Below are 19,288 nucleotides of genomic sequence, written 5' to 3'. Positions count from 1 at the left end.
CTGTGGGGTTAAAAGTTTTGAAATTAAAATTTAAAGTTTTTATTCGAATGAATATTCTTTACTTGTGTTGTTTTATTTCATTTTAAAATTAAAAATAAAAGAATTTCTAAAATTTTCCAAAGTTATTTTTATACCATTTTGTATATTCTGCCTCCAATTCTTTTACAATTCAATAGATGCTTTGTAGTTGAATCTAGTCGTTCTGCTACCTCCACTAAAATTGGTAAAACATTGTTGTAAACAACATAAGTATCTTGGGTTTAATTTACCTCCATTTTTTCATCCCAAACCAATAACTTTTTCCCATATTATAAATTATTATCTCAAGTAAAGCGCCGGCTCCAAAAGAATCTGGAATGGTGTAAAACCAGCATATGCTTGGTCGTCTAACAATAAATAAGATATTATTTTTAGCTTTTTTGTTTTTTTCTTTTACAAAAAACTATAGGCATTAAAAGTACTAAAACAAGAAGCTTCTTCATCTTTAAAATTTTGTTGTATTCTAAAATCTATAAATAATTATGTAAAAAATAACAAATCCTTTAAATATATCTAAGATTTTACACCTATTTATCAATAAAAATTACATTTGTTTTCTGCCAATTTGTCACTAAATTTCAATTTTGGTTGTATATTTGCAATTCATTTTTTTTGAATATGGAACCAATCGAAAAAGTTATCGACGAAAGAATACAAGGAAAAGCCCTTGTAACCGAAAATAAAATAGAAAATACCAAGAAATTATTCATAGAAAGTTATGGCTGTCAAATGAATATGAATGACAGTGAAATTGTTGCTTCAATCTTAGATAAACAAGGGTATAATACCACGCAAATTTTAGAAGAGGCAGATTTAGTTTTGGTAAATACTTGCTCTATCCGCGAAAAAGCGGAAACTACAGTTCGTAAACGTTTGCAAAAATACAACAAGGTAAAACGCATAAACCCAAAAATGAAAGTTGGAGTTCTAGGTTGTATGGCAGAACGTTTGAAAGAGAAATTTTTAGAGGAAGAAAAAATTGTTGATTTAGTTGTTGGACCAGATGCATACAGAGATATTCCCAATTTATTAGAAGAAGTTAGCGAGGGTAGAGACGCTGTAAATGTAATTTTATCGAAAGAAGAAACCTATGGAGATGTTTCGCCTGTTCGTTTAAATACAAACGGAGTTTCTGCATTTGTATCGATTACAAGAGGTTGCGATAATATGTGTACTTTTTGTGTAGTGCCTTTTACTCGTGGACGTGAAAGAAGTCGTGACCCAAAGAGTATTTTGGAGGAAATACAATCTATGGTCGACCAAAATTACAAGGAAATTACGTTGCTTGGACAAAATGTAGACAGCTTTCTTTGGTATGGAGGTGGTTTAAAAAAAGATTTTAACAAAGCTTCTGAAATAGCACAAGCAACTGCTGTAGGTTTTGCAGAATTGTTAGATATGTGTGCTACAAAATTTCCAAAAACACGTTTTCGCTTTTCTACATCTAACCCACAAGATATGAGTTTAGATGTAATTCATGTAATGGCAAAACACAAAAACATTTGTAAGTACATTCATTTACCCGTACAAAGTGGTAGTAATACCATGTTAAAAGCCATGAACAGACAACATACGCGTGAAGAATACATGGAATTGGTAGATAATATCTTTAAAATTGTGCCAGGAATGGCTTTATCGCAAGATATGATTGTTGGTTTTTGTGGTGAAACAGAGCAAGACCATCAAGATACTTTAGAGTTGATGAGGTATGTAAAATACGATTTCGGTTTTATGTTTGCTTATTCTGAAAGACCTGGAACTTTAGCAGGAAAAAAGATGGAGGATGATGTTCCTCCTGCTGTTAAAAAACGCAGATTAAAGGAAGTTATCGACTTACAACAAGAACATGCTTTATACAGAACACAACAACATTTAGGAAAAATAGAAGAGGTTTTAATCGAGGGAACTTCTAAGAAAAACCCAAATGAATGGAAAGGTAGAAATACACAAAATACAGTTGTTGTTTTTGAAAAAGGAAATTATAAATTGGGAGATTTTGTAATGGTTAAAATTGAAGATTGTACTTCTGCGACTTTAAAAGGAGTTGCTGTTGGGTATTCTGATAATAATTAAATCCCATCCCTAACACTTTCTAAAAGGGAGAGAACTGTTGAGGAAAAAATGATGGTAGTTCAATTAGTAAAGAAAAAAACAAGAGTGTTTTCGCTCTTTGGAGGAAATTAAAAGGAAGCTTTTTATGGAAAACTTACAAGCAATAAAACAACGTTTTGGAATTATCGGAAACGATATTCAATTAAACAGAGCCATAGAAAAAGCGGTGCGTGTTGCGCCCACAGATATTTCTGTTTTGGTCACTGGAGAAAGTGGTGTTGGTAAAGAAAGTATTCCGAAAATAATTCATTCTTTATCACATAGAAAACATGCAAAATACATTGCTGTAAACTGTGGTGCAATTCCAGAAGGAACCATTGACAGTGAGCTTTTTGGACACGAAAAAGGTGCTTTTACAGGAGCAACACAAGACAGAAAAGGGTATTTTGAAGTTGCAGATGGTGGAACCATTTTTTTGGATGAAGTTGGAGAATTACCACTAACCACTCAAGTAAGATTATTAAGAGTTTTAGAAAATGGTGAATTTATAAAAGTAGGTTCTTCCACAACACAAAAAACGAATGTTAGAATTGTTGCGGCCACGAATGTTAACATGCATCAAGCAATTGAAAAAGAAAGATTTAGAGAAGATTTATATTATCGTTTAAGTACAGTAGAAATTCATTTACCTGCTTTAAGAGAACGTAATGAAGATATTCATTTATTGTTCCGAAAATTTGCTTCGGATTTTGCTCAAAAATACAGAATGCCTTCCATTCGTTTAGATGAAAATGCTGTAAAAGAATTATTAAATTATCGTTTTCCTGGAAATATTCGTCAGCTTAAAAATTTAGCAGAACAAATTTCTGTAATTGAAGAAAGTAGAAATATTTCTGCTGCAAAATTAAAACAATACTTGCCCGACAATTCTGGGAATTTACCTGCAATTGTTGGTGGTAAAAAAGAAAATGATTTTTCCTCTGAAAGAGATATTATGTATAAAATTCTTTTTGATATGCGTAACGACATTAACGATTTAAAGAAACTAACTTTAGACTTGATGAAAAAAAATGGCAATATTGAAGAAATCGAAGAAGAAAATCATCATTTATTAGAAAAAATTTACAGCGATAAAGAGTTAAAAGAACACGATATCGAAGTTTTAAATATTCCACAAAATACACCACCTAAAAAAGATTATGATTTTATTGAGACCATAGAAGAAGACGAAAGTTTATCTTTACAGGACAAAGAAATAGAAATGATTAAAAAATCTTTAGAGAAAAACAACAATAAACGTAAATTAGCCGCTAAAGAATTAGGAATCTCAGAAAGAACACTTTACAGAAAAATTAAACAATACGATTTGTAAATTCAAGATTTCATATTTAAAGTTAAAAATTTACCGAACTTGAAACCCTGAATTTTAAATAAATGAATATGAAAAAAATTCTTTACATAGTAGCTTTTATAGTTAGCTCTACACTATTAATTTCTTGTGGAGCTTATTCGTTTACAGGCGGAAATGTTGGAAACGCTAAAACAATACAAGTAGATTATTTTCAAAATCAAGCACAGTTAATCGAACCCGAACTAAGTCAACAATTAACACAAGAACTACAAGATTTATTTACAAGACAAACGAATTTAACACCAACATCTTCCAATGGAGATTTATATTTTAGCGGAGAAATAACAAGTTACAGAATTACACCTATGAGTGCTACTTCGCAACAAACGGCTGCACAAAATAGATTAACAATTACTGTAAATGTTCGCTATGTAAATAAGTTAGAAGAAAAAGACAATTTCGAAAAACAATTTTCTTTTTATTCTGATTATCCCGCAAGACAACAACTAACAGGCGGCGTGAAAGAAACTGCTTTTAAAGAGATTCTAGAAAGAGTAACACAAGATATTTTTAATGCATCTGTTGGGAAATGGTAGATTTGGAAGTTGGAAGTTGGAAGTTAGAAGTTAGAAGTTAGAAGTTAGAAGTTAGAAGTTGGAAGTTAGAAGTTAGAAGTTGGAAGTTAGAAGTTAGAAGTTAGAAGTTAGAAGTTAGAAGTTAGAAAAAAATGCGACTTTGCTAGGAAAAATCTCACAACTTTGCGAGAAATAAAAATTTAAAATTGAAAGAAGATACGTTTTTAGACATATTAGAAAACAAAAAGGAAATTCAGCAATTAGAAACTGTTGAGTTAAAATCTATTGTCGAAAAACACCCGTTTTTTCAATCTGCAAGGGTTTTATATTTAAAAGGATTAAAGAATTTAGATAGTTTTAAATATAACAACGAATTAAAAGTTACTGCTGGTTACACCACTGACAGAACTGTATTATTCAATTATATTACAGCTTCCAATTTTAGTTCGCAGAAAGAAAATATACATCAACAAATTTCAGAAAAAATTTCAGAAAAAAATCCCGAAGAAAAATCAATTTTAAATATTGAAGAAAATGTTACTTCGATTTCTAAAGCAGCAGAAAAAACCTTAAAAATTGGAAAACCAATTGCTTTTTCTCCAAACGAAAATCATTCTTTTAACCAATGGTTGCAACTTTCAACAAAAAAACCAATCGTTAGAGAAGAGAAATCTACAATAAAAAAACTTCCTAAAAAAGAAGAATTAATAGACAAATTTATTCAGAATAACCCTAAAATAGAACCACTTCCTAAAGATAAAAAATTTGCTGTTCCTATTACTAAAAACGAGCAAGATGCAGCTTTAATGACAGAGACTTTAGCAAAAGTTTATTTAGAACAAAAAAAGTACAATAATGCCATACAAGCTTATAGAATTTTAAGTTTGAAATATCCAGAAAAAAGTGGTTTCTTTGCAGACCAAATTAAAAGAGTACAAATTTTACAAAAAAATAAATCATGAGTTATACAGCATTTTTAATTCTAATTTTGATTGTAGCAATCGCTTTAATCTTAATAGTTATGGTACAAAATCCTAAAGGTGGAGGTTTGTCTTCTTCTTTTGGTGGTGGTGGAGCACAGTCTTTAGGAGGTGTGCAAAACACAAATAAATTTTTAGATAACACAACCTGGACCTTAGCAATTGCAATGTTTGCTTTAATTTTATTAGCAAATGTAGCGATTCCAAGAGGTGGAGACAATAACTTTAAATTAGACAATACACTAGATGGTATTGAGAGTACAACTCCTGCTCCAACAAATTCTACAACAACCACAAACGACAGCTTATAAAAATTTTATTCTAGCTTTCTCTCAGGTAAGTGACTTTTACTCGGGTTCGAAAACTTTTTAAAGAGTTAGAATTTTAGGATACTTAAAATGCCAATGTGAATGACACGTTGGCATTTTTTTTGTTCCATATTTTAATCAAAAAAAGAATCAGCGAAAAATTGTCAGTTTTCTTGTAATGGCATAATTTCTGACTATGTAACAACTATAAAAATTATTTAATTAATCAAAATTTATAAAAAAATGGGATTAAACATTAAACCTTTAGCAGACAGAGTTCTTGTAGAACCTGCTCCAGCAGAAACAAAAACAGCGTCTGGATTAATTATACCAGATAATGCAAAAGAAAAACCGCAACAAGGAACTGTTGTAGCCATTGGAAATGGTAAAGTAGACGAGCCTTTAACTGTAAAAGTTGGCGACACTGTTTTGTATAGCAAATATGGTGGTACAGACTTAAAATTAGAAGGAAAAGATTATTTAATGATGCGTGAAAGCGACATCTTAGCAATTATCTAATCCTAACCTTTCCAAAAAAAAGGAAAACTAACTGAAAAAATAAAATAACTATTTATTCCTAGTGAAAAACTTGGAATCTTAAACAAAAAATCATGGCAAAAGATATAAAATTTGATATTGAAGCAAGAGACGGATTAAAACGTGGAGTTGATGCTTTAGCAAATGCAGTAAAAGTAACTTTAGGACCAAAAGGAAGAAATGTAATTATTTCTAAATCTTTTGGTGCACCAACAGTAACTAAAGACGGTGTTTCTGTTGCAAAAGAAGTAGAATTAGAAAACGAGCTTGAAAATATGGGAGCTCAAATGGTAAAAGAAGTTGCTTCTAAAACCAACGATTTAGCGGGTGATGGAACAACTACTGCAACCGTTTTGGCACAAGCAATCGTAAAAGAAGGATTAAAAAATGTTGCAGCAGGCGCAAATCCAATGGATTTAAAACGTGGAATTGATAAAGCTGTTGCTACAATTATTTCTGATTTAGAAAAACAAACTCAAAAAGTAGGTAATTCTTCTGAAAAAATAAAACAAGTTGCTGCAATTTCTGCAAATAACGACGATACTATTGGAGAATTAATTGCAACTGCTTTTACCAAAGTTGGTAAAGAAGGTGTTATTACTGTAGAAGAAGCAAAAGGTATGGAAACATATGTAGATGTTGTGGAAGGTATGCAGTTTGACAGAGGTTACTTATCTCCATACTTTGTTACAGATGCAGATAAAATGATTGCAGATTTAGAAAATCCATACATCTTATTATTCGATAAGAAAATCTCTAACTTAAACGAGATTCTTCCAATTTTAGAACCTGTTGCTCAATCTGGAAAACCTCTTTTAATTATTGCTGAAGATGTAGATGGACAAGCATTAGCAACTTTAGTAGTTAACAAATTGCGTGGTGGTTTAAAAATCGCTGCTGTAAAAGCACCTGGTTTTGGAGATAGAAGAAAAGCAATGTTAGAAGACATCGCTATTTTAACTGGTGGAACTGTAATTTCTGAAGAAAGAGGTTTTTCTCTTGAAAATGCAACCTTAGATTTATTAGGAACTGCAGAAACTGTAACTATCGATAAAGATAATACTACAATTGTAAATGGCTCTGGTGATGCGAAAGCAATTAAAGCTAGAGTAAACCAAATTAAAACGCAAATCGAAACGACAACGTCTGATTATGATAAGGAAAAACTACAAGAACGTTTGGCGAAATTAGCTGGTGGTGTTGCAGTTTTATATGTGGGTGCTGCTTCTGAAGTAGAAATGAAAGAGAAAAAAGACAGAGTAGATGATGCTTTACATGCTACAAGAGCTGCTGTAGAAGAAGGAATTGTTGCTGGTGGTGGTGTTGCTTTAGTGCGTGCTAAAAAAGTTTTAGAGAAATTAGCAACTGAAAATTTAGATGAAACTACAGGTGTACAAATTATTAATAAAGCAATTGAAGCTCCATTAAGAATTATTATTGAAAATGCTGGTGGTGAAGGTTCTGTGGTTTTAAATAAAGTTTTAGAAGGTAAAAAAGACTTTGGTTACAATGCAAAATCAGATGAGTATGTAGATATGCTAAAAGCAGGAATTATAGATCCTAAAAAAGTAACTCGTGTGGCTTTAGAAAATGCAGCTTCTGTTGCTGGAATGATTCTTACTACTGAATGCGCTTTAATAGATATTAAAGAAGATGCTCCTGCTGGTGGAATGCCTCCAATGGGTGGTGGTGGAATGCCAGGAATGATGTAGGCAACGAATCGTTGCAGATAATTTATTTCATTTTTGTGTGAAATAACTATTTTTACTCTTTCTTTTGTAATTTCGACTTATGGAGAAACCTCAAAAAAAGGTTAAATATAAAAATCCGTTAGAAAAATAATTCTAACGGATTTTTTTCTTTAAAATATGCCTAAATAATTAGGTATTGATTTGTATTTACTTTCCTTGTAACGCAAGGCAAACACACCACCACCAACTGATTGCTAGTTGTTTAAATATTTTTATTTTAAGTAATTATTTCATTTTACTAATCTAAAGAATAACGCAGGAAGAGGAATTTTACAAATTGCGGTTATAAATTATAAGATTTCTCCTATCGTCGAAATAACACAAAAAAAATAGATAACTATATTTAAATCTATATTTTAAATTGAAGCACAACAGCTGTCGTTTCTAATAAAGAATAGCCATATGTAAACTATTAGATAGATATAAATTTAACTAAAAATTATCAAATATTTATTACCATTTTATATTTTTTCATTTTATTTTTGCCGAAAATTAATCTATATTAAATTAAAATTATGAAAAAAATAGCATTTATATTATTCGCGTTTGTAGCCACATTTAGCTCTTGTAGTTCAGATAATAATAATGAAGATAATGAAATTACCATTATTGGGTCTTGGGAACTAAAAGCCGATAAACCAGCAAATCCTAAAGACACCTATATTAGTAAACAAAAAGTAACCTTTTTACCAAATGGCACTTTATCTTCAGAAGCAGAAATTCTAAGACAAGGAAAAAAAATTATACAAAACACAAATGGTAAATATACTACATCTGGTAATAAATTAACAGTTATTACAGTTACAAGTGATGGGAAAGAAAATACTACTGAGTCTGTATACAAAATTGATGGTAATAAACTTACAATTACTACAGAAGGTAAAACACAAGTTTATACACGTGTATAATTAACATTAGAAAACTTAACAAAAAAATAAGGGTAATCTTAATCTGAAAAGATTATCCTTATTTTTTTTGTGATAAAGTTAAAAATCTGTGGAGTAAAAGCTACATTTTCTGTAACCAAGTTTTTACATCTACTGCTGCTTTTATAAGCTCTTTTAAATCGGCAATAGCAACACGTTTTTGCTCCATAGTATCTCTATGACGAATTGTTACAGAATTATCTTCTAAAGTATCGTGATCTACAGTAATACAAAATGGTGTTCCTGCTGCATCTTGTCTTCTGTAACGCTTTCCAACTGCATCTTTTTCATCATAAAATACATTAAAATCCCATTTAAGATCATTCATAATCTTACGTGCAACTTCTGGCAAACCGTCTTTTTTAACTAACGGAAAAATAGCTACTTTAAAAGGTGCTAAAACTGCTGGCAATTTTAAAACAGTTCTTGTTGTTCCGTTTTCTAATGTTTCTTCTTGTAAAGAATTAGAGAAAACAGCTAAAAACATTCTATCTAAACCTATTGAAGTTTCCACTACATAAGGTACATAACTTTTGTTTTCTTCGTGATCGAAATATTGCAATTTCTTTCCTGAATATTCTTCGTGCGCTTTTAAATCGAAATCTGTTCTTGAATGAATCCCTTCTAATTCCTTAAAACCAAATGGAAATTTAAACTCGATATCTGCTGCTGCATCTGCATAATGTGCTAATTTATCATGGTCGTGAAAACGATAATTCTCTGCTCCCATTCCTAATGATAAATGCCATTTTAACCGTGTTTCTTTCCACTTATTATACCACTCTTTTTGCGTTCCTGGTTTTACAAAAAATTGCATTTCCATTTGTTCGAATTCACGCATTCTAAAAATAAATTGTCTTGCAACAATCTCATTTCTAAAAGCTTTACCTGTTTGCGCGATTCCAAAAGGAATTTTCATCCTTCCCGTTTTTTGAACATTTAAGAAATTTACAAAAATACCTTGCGCAGTTTCAGGTCGTAAATATACTTGTGTAGAATTTTCTGAGGATGCTCCAATTTGAGTTCCAAACATTAAATTGAATTGCTTTACTTCCGTCCAATTTTTTGAACCAGAAACTGGGCAATTGATTCCTAAGTCTATAATTAATTCTCTAAAACCAACCAAATCACCTTCTTCCTGAACTCTCGTTAATTCAGCAGTAATCTCGTCCATTTGTTTTTGACGACGCAAAACATTTGGGTTCGTATTTCTAAACTCCTCCTCGTTAAAAGCATCTCCAAAACGTTTTTTAGCTTTATCGATATCTTTTTGAATTTTCTCAGATATTTTCTCTCTAAAATCTTCCACTAAAACATCTGCTCTGTAACGTTTTTTAGAATCTTTATTATCAATTAAAGGATCGTTAAAAGCATCTACATGTCCAGAAGCTTTCCAAGTAGTTGGGTGCATTAAAATTGCAGCATCTATTCCCACAATATTTTCGTGCATTTGCACCATTGCTTTCCACCAGTAATCTCTTATATTTTTCTTTAATTCTACTCCATTTTGAGCGTAGTCGTAAACTGCACTTAATCCGTCGTAAATTTCGCTCGATTGAAATACATACCCATATTCCTTCGCATGCGATAATACCTTTTTAAATTGATCTTCTTGTTTTGCCATAATGCCGACAAAGATAAACGTTTACAAAACTTTTTCAATAAAAAAACAACGTGTTTTTAAGGTTGATAACCTTATGATTATTAAAATGCCACAAATTCACGAATTTTTCTATTATTTAACGATTATTTAAAAATGAAATATTGCTAATTTCTTTTAAAATTGAAAAATTTTAGTGACTCTATTTTATCTTTTATATCTGAAAAAAATGAGTGAAAAAATTTCTTTATTTTTAGAATTTACGAAATCATCAATTATTAAAAATACCACGAATTCACGAATTTTCACCTTAAAAAGAGATTATTTCAAAAAAAAATCAACAAACTATAAATTTTATAGTATCTTTAAAATGAATCATTTACATTAAAATGAATATATTAACAGATTTTTTTCAACTTTTTTATCCTAGGTTATGTGCAAATTGCGATGCTCAGTTAATTGAAAACGAATCCATTTTATGTACGTTTTGCAGACATGATTTACCGCTAACAAACTTCAACAATTATAGAGAAAATAAAGTAGCAAAAATCTTTTATGGAAGAATTGCTGTGGAAAAAGCATATTCTTTATTATTTTATAGAAAAGAAGGGATTTCTAAAAAATTAATTCACGAATTAAAATACAAAGGAAACGAAGATATTGGTGTTTTCTTTGGTAATTGGCTAGGAGAAATGTTAAAAGAAAACAAAAAATTTAGTGATGTAGATTGTATTATTCCTGTGCCTTTACATCCCAAAAAAAAGCGCGAAAGAGGTTACAATCAAGTAAGTAAATTTGGACAAACTGTTGGTAAATACTTACAAATTCCTTTTAACGAACATGTTTTAACAAGAATATCGTCTTCTAAAACACAAACCTTACAATCTCGTTTTGAAAGATTTACAAATAACGATACCAAATTTTTGTTAACAGATTACAATTCGTTAAGAAACAAACATGTTTTAATTGTAGATGATGTTATTACTACTGGTGCAACTTTAGAAGCGTGTGCGAAAGAACTTCAAAAAACAGAAAATATTAAAATTAGTTTTTTAACAATTGGTTATACAGAGTTAAATTTATAATTTTTAAATAAAAAATAAATTGTTAATTTGTACAAAATTTATTGTTTGTGATATTTTCTAAAAAAATTATTTTTTTACTTTTTTTTGCTGTCTTAATTAGTAGTTGTGCAAAAACTGGAAGACCAGATGGTGGTCCTAAAGATGAAGATGCTCCTTTGTTTGTAACCTCAAATCCGCCTTACAAATCCATCAATTTTAAAGCAAAAGAAGTAGAATTATACTTTAATGAGTTTATAAAGTTAAAAGACTTAAATAAACAATTGGTGGTTTCTCCTCCTTTGAAAAATCCGCTTTTGGTAACTCCACAAGGAGCCGCTAGTAAATTTTTAAAAATTGAAATTTTAGATACTTTAGCTTCTAACACAACTTACATTTTTAATTTCGGAAATGCTGTTGAAGACAATAATGAGAGTAATGTTTTAGAAGGTTTTAAATATGTCTTTTCTACAGGTACTTATATAGATTCTTTGAAAACTTCAGGAGAATTAAAAGATGCTTTCTTTAAAGAAAAGCCTAAAAAAACGAATATTGTTTTATATAGAATTGATAGCACTTATACAGATTCTCTTATTTATAAGCAAAAACCAAATTATGTAACATCTGCATTAGATACAACTGTTTTTAATTTTAGTAATCTTAAAGAGGGCAAATATCGATTAATGGCATTACAAGAAAGTTCTAGCGACTACCTATTTAACCCTAAATTAGATAAAATTGGTTTTTATAACGATACAATTTCTTTACCTAAAGATAGTATTCTTTCGGAACCTATTACTCTTTTTAAGGAAGTACAACCCTATCAATTTAGGCGAGGAAAAGAGGTTACAAAAGGTAAAATTCAGTTTGGTTACGAAGGAAAAATTAAAGATTTAAAAGTAAATTTATTATCTAAAGTTCCAGATTCTTTTAAAAGTATTTCTCGTTTTGAAGTTGATAAAGACACTCTTAATTATTGGTTTACACCCATTGATGTAGATTCTCTAAATTTTACAATTACCAACGATATTTTTATAGACACAGTAACTGTTCGATTAAGAAAAAAAAAGATAGATTCTCTATCTGTTAGTTTTCCTTCAAGTAGGTTATTACATTTTAGAGACACCCTATTTCTTAAAACAAACAATCCTCTAACAAAAATAGATACGAGTAAAATATCTTTAATAGATTCCGATACTTTAAAAGTTCCTTTTACTATTTTCAATTCTAAAAAAGAGAATAAATTAGGAATTATTTTTGACAAAAAACAAAAGAATACCTACAATTTAAAGTTACTCCCAAAAGCTGTAACCGACATTTATGAAACATCTATAGATACTTTAAAATTTAATTTTAGAACGCAAGAAATAGAAGACTATGGAAAAATAACATTAAACGTAGTAAATTCTAATAACGAGAACTTAATAATAGATCTTATTTCTATAAAAGAAAAGAATAAAATTATAGAAAGACGCTATATAAAAAGCTCCGAAAATTTAGTTTTCGATTTATTAGAGCCTAAATCTTATATTTTTAGAGCAATTATCGATCGTAATAAAAACAATATCTGGGATACAGGTAACTTCCTAAAAATGAAACAGCCAGAGAAAGTTATTTATTACGAAACTCAAATAGATTTAAGAGCAAACAACTATGTTTTCGAAACATTTTCTGTAAAATAACTTAACATTATATAATTACTTAATTTTTTTTTATCTTTGAGTCTATACTTAAGACCCCTGAATCTTGAAAAAACCCTCAACAATTCTATTTGTAATTGTTTTTTTTCTAGAAATAAAGGCTCAACATTACACACACGATATTGGTGGTTTTGTGGGCTCTACTAGTTTACAAACCGATTATGGAGAGAGAAATGATTTTGGTAGCGAATTAAAAAACCAAGGAATATCCTTTTCAGTGGCTCATTACCTTAGTTTTTACAATAGAACTTTACGTTGGGACCCCAACAATGTTTTGCACAATTACTTAATGGTAAAAACCAGTTTGCAGTATTTAACTAAAACAAAGATGAAGCATCATGGAATTTATGCTTCTAAGCAAAGTTATGCTGGAGAGCAATTAAGATCTATGAAAGGAACTGTTCGAATGATAAATCTTGGTGTACATTTAGAGTACTTTTTACATTCTTTAGAAGAGTTTGTGTATCCTTATTCCGATATTTCTTTCAACCCTTATTTTACATTCGGATTTGAATACTCCTTTTTTAACAACACAGTAACTTCCGATTTAGGAGATTGGCAAAACGATATAACTGTATTTCCAGAGAAATATCAAAAAAAAGGACATATAGAAGTTGGTGCCAATGAATCTTTTGTATTTTCTATAGGATTTGGAACTCGTTATAAACTAACAAAAAATATAGATTTAGCGACTCAAATAAATTATCAATATTTCTTTTCGGATAAAGTAGATGGATTGCAAGCTGCCGTTTTTGAAAATAAAAATAACGAATGGGCATTAAACATACAAGTTGGTTTAATATATCACTTAAACTTTAGTTTGCCTCTATTCTATTAAAATTCGTCCGTTTTTTTTCCAATAAAAAAATCTGTAAGTGTTTTTGGATATTTAAGAACATATTTATCTGCAACATCTAACGTGCGTTTTACCATACTTGTGTCTAAAAGTACTTTCTTCTTTACGATTGGAGAAGCTTTGTGATTTGGGAGAATTTTTTTAAACGGATTGCTCATTACTTTACAACTCTTCGTATAATTTAACTACTTTTTGTTTTGCTCTTTTAATTCGCATTTTAACGGCACTCTCGCCAATATTTAAAATATCTTTAATCTCTTTAATGCTTTTTTCATCTTGGTATTTCATTAATAAAATCATTTTATCTGATGGTTCTATTAAGGCTAATGCCTTTGCTAATTTTTTAGATTTTAATTCAAATAAACTATTGTCTTCAATTTCTTCAAAAGAGTTTTCTTCTTTAATTTGATCTGTTACAACTGTTATTCTTTCTCTTTTTTTATGATGATCTCTCTGAACATAATTCACACAAAAATTATAAGTAAAAGAATATAACCAAGTAGAAAATTTAGAATTTCCTTTAAAGGTTCTTAATTTCACAAACAATCTTACAAAAACATCTTGCATTAAATCTTCTGCTTCCTGCCTATTTTTAGAAAAACTATAACATTTGTTATAAACTACAGTAGAAAATCGATCATATAAAGTTGCAAACAACTCTGTATTGTTGGTTCTTACTATTTCAAATACTAATTCTTCGTCGGTAACTCTGGCTGTTAATGTTTTCAATGTTCTTAATTTTGACACTAAGTAACAAATTAAGTCACACTTAAATTAAACAAAAAAGATAAGCAGTCGTATTCTTTCGTTAAATGGTAACTTTTTGTCTTTTTATAAAACCCCATTTTATTTATTTAAAAAAAATAAAAATTTTTGTAACATAAAGTAGTTTTCTTACGTATAAGTAATTGTAAGCCTCTCGATAATCTTAAAAAGCTTACAGTTTACAATACATGAGACAACTTAAAATTACCAAGCAGGTTACCAATAGAGAAACTGCTTCCTTAGACAAATATTTACAAGAAATTGGTAAAGTAGATTTGATTACTGCAGATGAAGAAGTAGAATTAGCGCAGTTAATTAAAGCAGGAGACCAAAGAGCTCTAGAAAAATTAACAAAAGCAAATTTGCGTTTTGTAGTTTCTGTGGCAAAACAATACCAAAACCAAGGATTAACCTTACCAGATTTAATTAATGAAGGTAATTTAGGCTTAATTAAAGCTGCAAAACGTTTCGACGAAACTAGAGGTTTTAAATTTATATCATACGCAGTTTGGTGGATTCGTCAATCGATCTTACAAGCATTAGCAGAACAATCTCGTATTGTACGTTTACCGTTAAATAAAATTGGCTCTATCAATAAAATTAATAAAATGTACGCTTTCTTAGAACAAGAAAACGAGCGTCCACCAAGTGCCGAAGAAATTGCGAAGAAACTAGACATGACTGTAAACGACGTAAAAGAATCGATGAAAAATTCTGGACGTCACGTATCTATGGATGCTCCATTAATTGAAGGTGAAGACTCGAATTTATACGATGTTTTAAACTCTGGAGAATCTCCAAATCCTGATCGTAAATTATTACACGAATCTTTACGAATCGAGATTAACAGAGCCTTAGAAACATTAACACCTCGTGAAGCAGATGTTGTAAAATTATATTTCGGTTTAGGAGAACACCAACCAATGACTTTAGAAGAGATTGGAGAAACTTTCGATTTAACAAGAGAAAGAGTTCGCCAAATTAAAGAAAAAGCAATTCGTAGATTAAAACATACTTCTAGAAGTAAAATTTTAATGACATACTTAGGATAACAACAAAGAAGCATGCTTCCTTGTTACTTTATATTTAAACTCTCAAATTAATTTTTGAGAGTTTTTTTTTTTGGAGCTATTTCCTGCTTTCCACTATATCTTTTTGTTAAAAAACAAAAAGGATGCCGTTTCAATCAGGGCTAAGTGTACTTGCAAGCTATTTCAATTACCACATACTTATTTCTTATTCATTTTACCCACAAAATTCCCACCCAATCTGTCATTACTAAAGGAATTTCACTATATATTATTCACTCTTGGATGAGATGTTTCCAGCATGACAAACTTTATGGTTTCCAGTCACAGTTTAAGTCTCATTTAAAGCATTCAACTTTGAGGCTTTGCAACATTTCGAGCAAAAATTTAATTACCTTTGTAAAAAATAACATTACAATCAAAAAAAAATAATGAGTAATCTAATTGCACCTTCAATTTTAGCGGCAGATTTCGCCAACTTACAAAGAGACATCGAAATGGTAAACAATAGTGAAGCAGATTGGTTTCATATTGATATTATGGATGGTGTTTTTGTACCCAACATTTCTTTTGGAATGCCCGTTTTAAAAGCAATTTCTAAACACGCTAAAAAAACAATAGATGTGCATTTAATGATTGTAAATCCAGACCAATACATACAAACATTTGCAAATTTAGGTGCGAATGTTTTAACAGTTCATTACGAAGCTTGTACACATTTACACAGAACAGTACAAGCCATAAAAGCAACAGGAATGAAAGCAGGAGTTGCATTAAACCCACATACTCCAATTGCTGTTTTAGAAGATATAATTGCAGATTTAGATTTGGTTTGTATCATGAGTGTAAACCCAGGTTTTGGCGGACAATCTTTTATCGAAAATACCTACAAAAAAACATCTCAATTAAAACACTTAATCGAATTCTCTAAATCTGCTTGTCAAATAGAAATTGATGGTGGAGTTACCAACAAAAATGCTAACGAATTAATTGAAGCTGGAGCCAATGTTTTAGTCGCAGGAAGTTACGTTTTTGGCGCAGAAAACCCAACAGAAACCATTGCCGATTTAAAAAACATAATCACATAATTGTTATACGCTGTTGTAGACATAGAAACCACAGGAAACGGATATAAAGGCCAAAAAATAACCGAAATATCTGTTTTAATTTTTGATGGAAAAACTGTGGTAAATGAGTTTACATCTCTAGTAAATCCCGAACAAAACATTCCGCCTTTTATAACCAATCTTACTGGCATAACAAATGCTATGGTAAGAAACGCACCTAAGTTTTGCGAGATTGCAAAACAAGTGGAAGAAATTACACAAGACACCATTTTTGTTGCACATAATGTAAATTTCGATTACAATATTATAAAAGAAGAATTCAAGCGATTGAGTTTCGATTTTAAACGAAAAAAGCTCTGTACAGTTCGTTTGTCGAGAAAAATAATTCCTGGTTTGCGTTCTTATAGTTTGGGTAATATTTGCAGTGTAGAAAACATTTCAATTAATGGAAGACACAGAGCAAAAGGCGATGCAGAAGCAACAGTAGAATTATTTCGAAGAATTATAGAAAGAGATACCAATTTTACAATTAATTCTTTTTTAAACCCAAAATCGAGACAAGCTACTCTACCTCCACTTTTAGATAAAAAAATAGTAGACAATTTACCTGAAAAACATGGCGTTTATTATTTTAAAAATGATAAAAAGGAAGTTATTTATGTTGGAAAAGCCAACAACATCAAACAGAGAGTAATTAGTCATTTTTACGACCGAAAGAAAAAAGAACAAGAAATGTGTATAGAAACTGCACATATTTCTTGCACAGAAACTGGAAGTGAATTATTGGCTTTATTATTGGAATCTGCTGAAATAAAACATCGCTATCCAAAATACAATCGAGCACAAAAACACAATAGAGAAGCAATAGGGCTTTTTACCTACGAAGACCAAAAAGGAATTATCCATTTGGCTTTTAACAAGATAAAGTTAACTCCAAACCCAATTATGAGTTTCTTCTCGTTAACAGCTTGTAGAACGTTTTTAGAAAATCTGTGTCAGGAATTTGAATTGTGTCCTAAGTATTGTCATTTACAAACCAATGTTGCCAGTTGTTTTCATCATAAAATTAAAGAATGTAGAGGCGTTTGTTGCGATAAAGAAACCGCAGAAAATTATAATAAGCGAGTACAAGAAGCCATTATTTCTGCAAGTATTGGTTCTAAAAATATCGTTTTAAAAGAAACTGGAAGAACACCAAATGAAATTGGTTTTGTACTAATTTTAGATGGAAATTACAAAGGTTTTGGGTATTTAGATGTAAACCAAGATGCACAATTAGAAAGTCCAGAAGATTATCAATTTTTTGTACAACCACAGAAAGACAATAGCGATATTCAAAAAATATTGACTGCTTACATCCGTAAAAAAGAAGATTTAAAAGATTTAGAAAATGAAGAAATCAAGATATAAAATACATATTATTGGAGCAGGAATTAGTGGTTTAATCGCTGCTCAGATTTTAGAAAACCATGGTTACTACCCAACAATTATTGAAGCTTCAAATTCTGTTGGTGGTCGAGTAAAATCGGATGTTGTAGATGGTTATACTTTAGATCGTGGTTTTCAAGTATTGCTTTCTTCTTATCCTGCAGCTAAAAAATATTTAGATTATAATGCTTTAGAACTGCAAGAATTTTTATCGGGAGCTACTATTTTTAAAGATGGAAAATTGCAAACTATTGGAGATCCTTTAAGAAACATCTCTTTATTATTTTCAACATTAACAGCTTCTGTTGGTACTTTTTCTGATAAAGTAAAAATCTTAAAATTAAATACTCTCTTAAAGAAAAAGAAAATTGCTTCCATTTTTAAAACTGAGGAAACAACAACGTTAAACTATTTACAAAATTTTGGTTTTTCTGATGAAATTATCGAAGATTTCTTCAAACCTTTTTTTAGCGGAATTTTCTTAGAAGCTAAATTAGAAACTTCAAGTAGAATGTTTGAATTCGTTTATAAAATGTTTGGTAATGGTATGGCTGTAATTCCCAAAAACGGAATTCAAGCAATTCCAAATCAATTAAAAGATAAATTAAAAAACACCACTTTTAAATTTAATTCGCCAGTAAAAGAAGTAAAAGACAACCAAATTATTTTAGAAAACGAAGAAATTGTAGAAAGCCATATTACCATTATCGCAACTGACGCTGGTCCATTAATTTCTAACCTAAAAAACCAAGAAACCAATTGGAAAAGTTGCGAAACCTTATATTTTGAAACAGATAAAAGGGTTATTAAAAAACCTTTAATTGGTTTAATTGCAGATAAAAATACACTAATTAATAATATATTTTATCATACAAGTGTTGCCACTTCAAATAAAGGAAATAAAGAATTACTATCTGTAACTGTTGTAAAAGAACATAATTTAAACGATTTAGATTTTATTTTAAAAGTAACCGAAGATTTGAAAATACGCTGTAATATTGATGTGAAAAAGTTTATAAAACGCTATCAAATTAAAAAAGCATTACCCAAATTAACGAATCTTCAATATGAAATTTCAAGTACAGAAACCAAATTAAAATCTACCATATTTTTAGCGGGAGACCAATTGTTAAATGGCTCTTTAAACGCAGCCATAATTTCTGGAGAACGAGCTGCAATGGGTGTTATACAAACTTTAGAAGACGGGTTAATTGTAGATGAGTTGACTTCTGAATATAAATAGAGAGAAGCTAAAAAAGCCTCT

Annotated in this window: 18 protein-coding genes; 15 read left to right on the top strand and 3 right to left on the bottom strand. The window is 30.1% G+C overall.

Going from position 1 to position 19,288, the window contains the following annotated elements:
• Positions 1 to 657 precede the first annotated feature (657 nt).
• The 8 genes from miaB to J3359_RS13980 all read left to right on the top strand — a co-directional run bounded on the left by miaB (position 658) and on the right by J3359_RS13980 (position 8,501).
• A complete protein-coding gene (miaB, locus tag J3359_RS14015; protein ID WP_208077484.1) occupies positions 658 to 2,112 on the top strand; it encodes a tRNA (N6-isopentenyl adenosine(37)-C2)-methylthiotransferase MiaB in 1,455 nt (484 codons plus the stop codon).
• Between the two features lie 124 nt (positions 2,113 to 2,236).
• Positions 2,237 to 3,463: a sigma-54 interaction domain-containing protein gene (locus J3359_RS14010; RefSeq protein ID WP_208077482.1), complete on the top strand. Its 1,227-nt coding sequence runs from the start codon at positions 2,237 to 2,239 to the stop codon at positions 3,461 to 3,463.
• Positions 3,464 to 3,531: 68 nt separating this feature from the next.
• The gene (locus J3359_RS14005; protein WP_208077481.1) at positions 3,532 to 4,038 is read left to right on the top strand and encodes an LptE family protein; all 507 of its coding nucleotides are present in this window, start codon (positions 3,532 to 3,534) and stop codon (positions 4,036 to 4,038) included.
• Between the two features lie 185 nt (positions 4,039 to 4,223).
• A complete protein-coding gene (locus J3359_RS14000) occupies positions 4,224 to 4,979 on the top strand; it encodes a DUF8458 domain-containing protein (protein WP_208077479.1) in 756 nt (251 codons plus the stop codon).
• Positions 4,976 to 5,308: a preprotein translocase subunit SecG gene (gene secG, locus J3359_RS13995; protein ID WP_208077478.1), complete on the top strand. Its 333-nt coding sequence runs from the start codon at positions 4,976 to 4,978 to the stop codon at positions 5,306 to 5,308. The genes J3359_RS14000 and secG overlap by 4 nt, the downstream gene beginning before the upstream one ends.
• Positions 5,309 to 5,548: 240 nt before the next feature.
• A complete protein-coding gene (locus tag J3359_RS13990; protein ID WP_088355328.1) occupies positions 5,549 to 5,824 on the top strand; it encodes a co-chaperone GroES in 276 nt (91 codons plus the stop codon).
• A 92-nt stretch (positions 5,825 to 5,916) separates the two neighbouring features.
• Positions 5,917 to 7,554 (top strand): chaperonin GroEL, encoded by a 1,638-nt coding sequence (gene groL / locus J3359_RS13985; RefSeq protein WP_208077476.1) that lies wholly within the window; start codon positions 5,917 to 5,919, stop codon positions 7,552 to 7,554.
• Positions 7,555 to 8,108: 554 nt separating this feature from the next.
• Complete coding sequence (locus J3359_RS13980; protein ID WP_208077474.1) at positions 8,109 to 8,501, top strand: lipocalin family protein; 393 nt, start codon at positions 8,109 to 8,111, stop codon at positions 8,499 to 8,501.
• Positions 8,502 to 8,601: 100 nt separating this feature from the next.
• On the opposite strand, the gene J3359_RS13975 is transcribed toward J3359_RS13980, so the two are convergent.
• Entirely contained in the window at positions 8,602 to 10,143 is a 1,542-nt protein-coding gene (locus J3359_RS13975; protein ID WP_208077472.1) for a glycine--tRNA ligase, read from the bottom strand.
• Positions 10,144 to 10,508: 365 nt separating this feature from the next.
• Between J3359_RS13975 and J3359_RS13970 the strand changes: the two genes are divergently transcribed.
• The 3 genes from J3359_RS13970 to J3359_RS13960 all read left to right on the top strand — a co-directional run bounded on the left by J3359_RS13970 (position 10,509) and on the right by J3359_RS13960 (position 13,718).
• Positions 10,509 to 11,204 (top strand): ComF family protein, encoded by a 696-nt coding sequence (locus J3359_RS13970; RefSeq protein WP_208077470.1) that lies wholly within the window; start codon positions 10,509 to 10,511, stop codon positions 11,202 to 11,204.
• A gap of 47 nt (positions 11,205 to 11,251) precedes the next feature.
• Positions 11,252 to 12,862, top strand: coding sequence for an Ig-like domain-containing domain (locus J3359_RS13965; RefSeq protein ID WP_243765926.1), 1,611 nt, complete (start codon positions 11,252 to 11,254; stop codon positions 12,860 to 12,862).
• Positions 12,863 to 12,926: 64 nt separating this feature from the next.
• The gene (locus tag J3359_RS13960) at positions 12,927 to 13,718 is read left to right on the top strand and encodes a THC0290_0291 family protein (protein WP_208077469.1); all 792 of its coding nucleotides are present in this window, start codon (positions 12,927 to 12,929) and stop codon (positions 13,716 to 13,718) included.
• Here the strand turns inward: J3359_RS13960 and J3359_RS13955 are convergent.
• Both J3359_RS13955 and J3359_RS13950 read right to left on the bottom strand, forming a co-directional pair.
• Positions 13,715 to 13,894: a hypothetical protein gene (locus J3359_RS13955; RefSeq protein ID WP_208077467.1), complete on the bottom strand. Its 180-nt coding sequence runs from the start codon at positions 13,892 to 13,894 to the stop codon at positions 13,715 to 13,717. The genes J3359_RS13960 and J3359_RS13955 overlap by 4 nt on opposite strands.
• A 4-nt stretch (positions 13,895 to 13,898) precedes the next feature.
• The gene (locus J3359_RS13950) at positions 13,899 to 14,465 is read right to left on the bottom strand and encodes an RNA polymerase sigma factor (RefSeq protein ID WP_208077466.1); all 567 of its coding nucleotides are present in this window, start codon (positions 14,463 to 14,465) and stop codon (positions 13,899 to 13,901) included.
• Between the two features lie 224 nt (positions 14,466 to 14,689).
• On the opposite strand from J3359_RS13950, the gene J3359_RS13945 reads away from it, so the two are divergent.
• From J3359_RS13945 to J3359_RS13930, 4 genes are all read left to right on the top strand, one after another.
• Positions 14,690 to 15,553 carry a sigma-70 family RNA polymerase sigma factor gene (locus J3359_RS13945; RefSeq protein ID WP_036827110.1) on the top strand — a complete coding sequence of 288 codons (864 nt, stop codon included), beginning with the start codon at positions 14,690 to 14,692 and terminating at the stop codon, positions 15,551 to 15,553.
• 407 nt (positions 15,554 to 15,960) lie between these two features.
• The gene (gene rpe, locus J3359_RS13940) at positions 15,961 to 16,617 is read left to right on the top strand and encodes a ribulose-phosphate 3-epimerase (protein ID WP_208077465.1); all 657 of its coding nucleotides are present in this window, start codon (positions 15,961 to 15,963) and stop codon (positions 16,615 to 16,617) included.
• Positions 16,618 to 18,006 (top strand): 3'-5' exonuclease family protein, encoded by a 1,389-nt coding sequence (locus tag J3359_RS13935; RefSeq protein ID WP_208077464.1) that lies wholly within the window; start codon positions 16,618 to 16,620, stop codon positions 18,004 to 18,006.
• Positions 17,987 to 19,267: an FAD-dependent oxidoreductase gene (locus J3359_RS13930; protein WP_208077463.1), complete on the top strand. Its 1,281-nt coding sequence runs from the start codon at positions 17,987 to 17,989 to the stop codon at positions 19,265 to 19,267. Before J3359_RS13935 ends, J3359_RS13930 begins: the two co-directional genes overlap by 20 nt.
• The last annotated feature ends 21 nt before the right edge of the window (positions 19,268 to 19,288 follow it).

Origin of the sequence: Polaribacter cellanae (genome assembly GCF_017569185.1) — a bacterium.
Classification (GTDB): Bacteria; Bacteroidota; Bacteroidia; order Flavobacteriales; family Flavobacteriaceae; genus Polaribacter; species Polaribacter cellanae.
The sequence above is the reverse complement of the archived record's forward strand: the minus strand, read 5'-3'. Positions and strand labels throughout refer to the sequence as shown.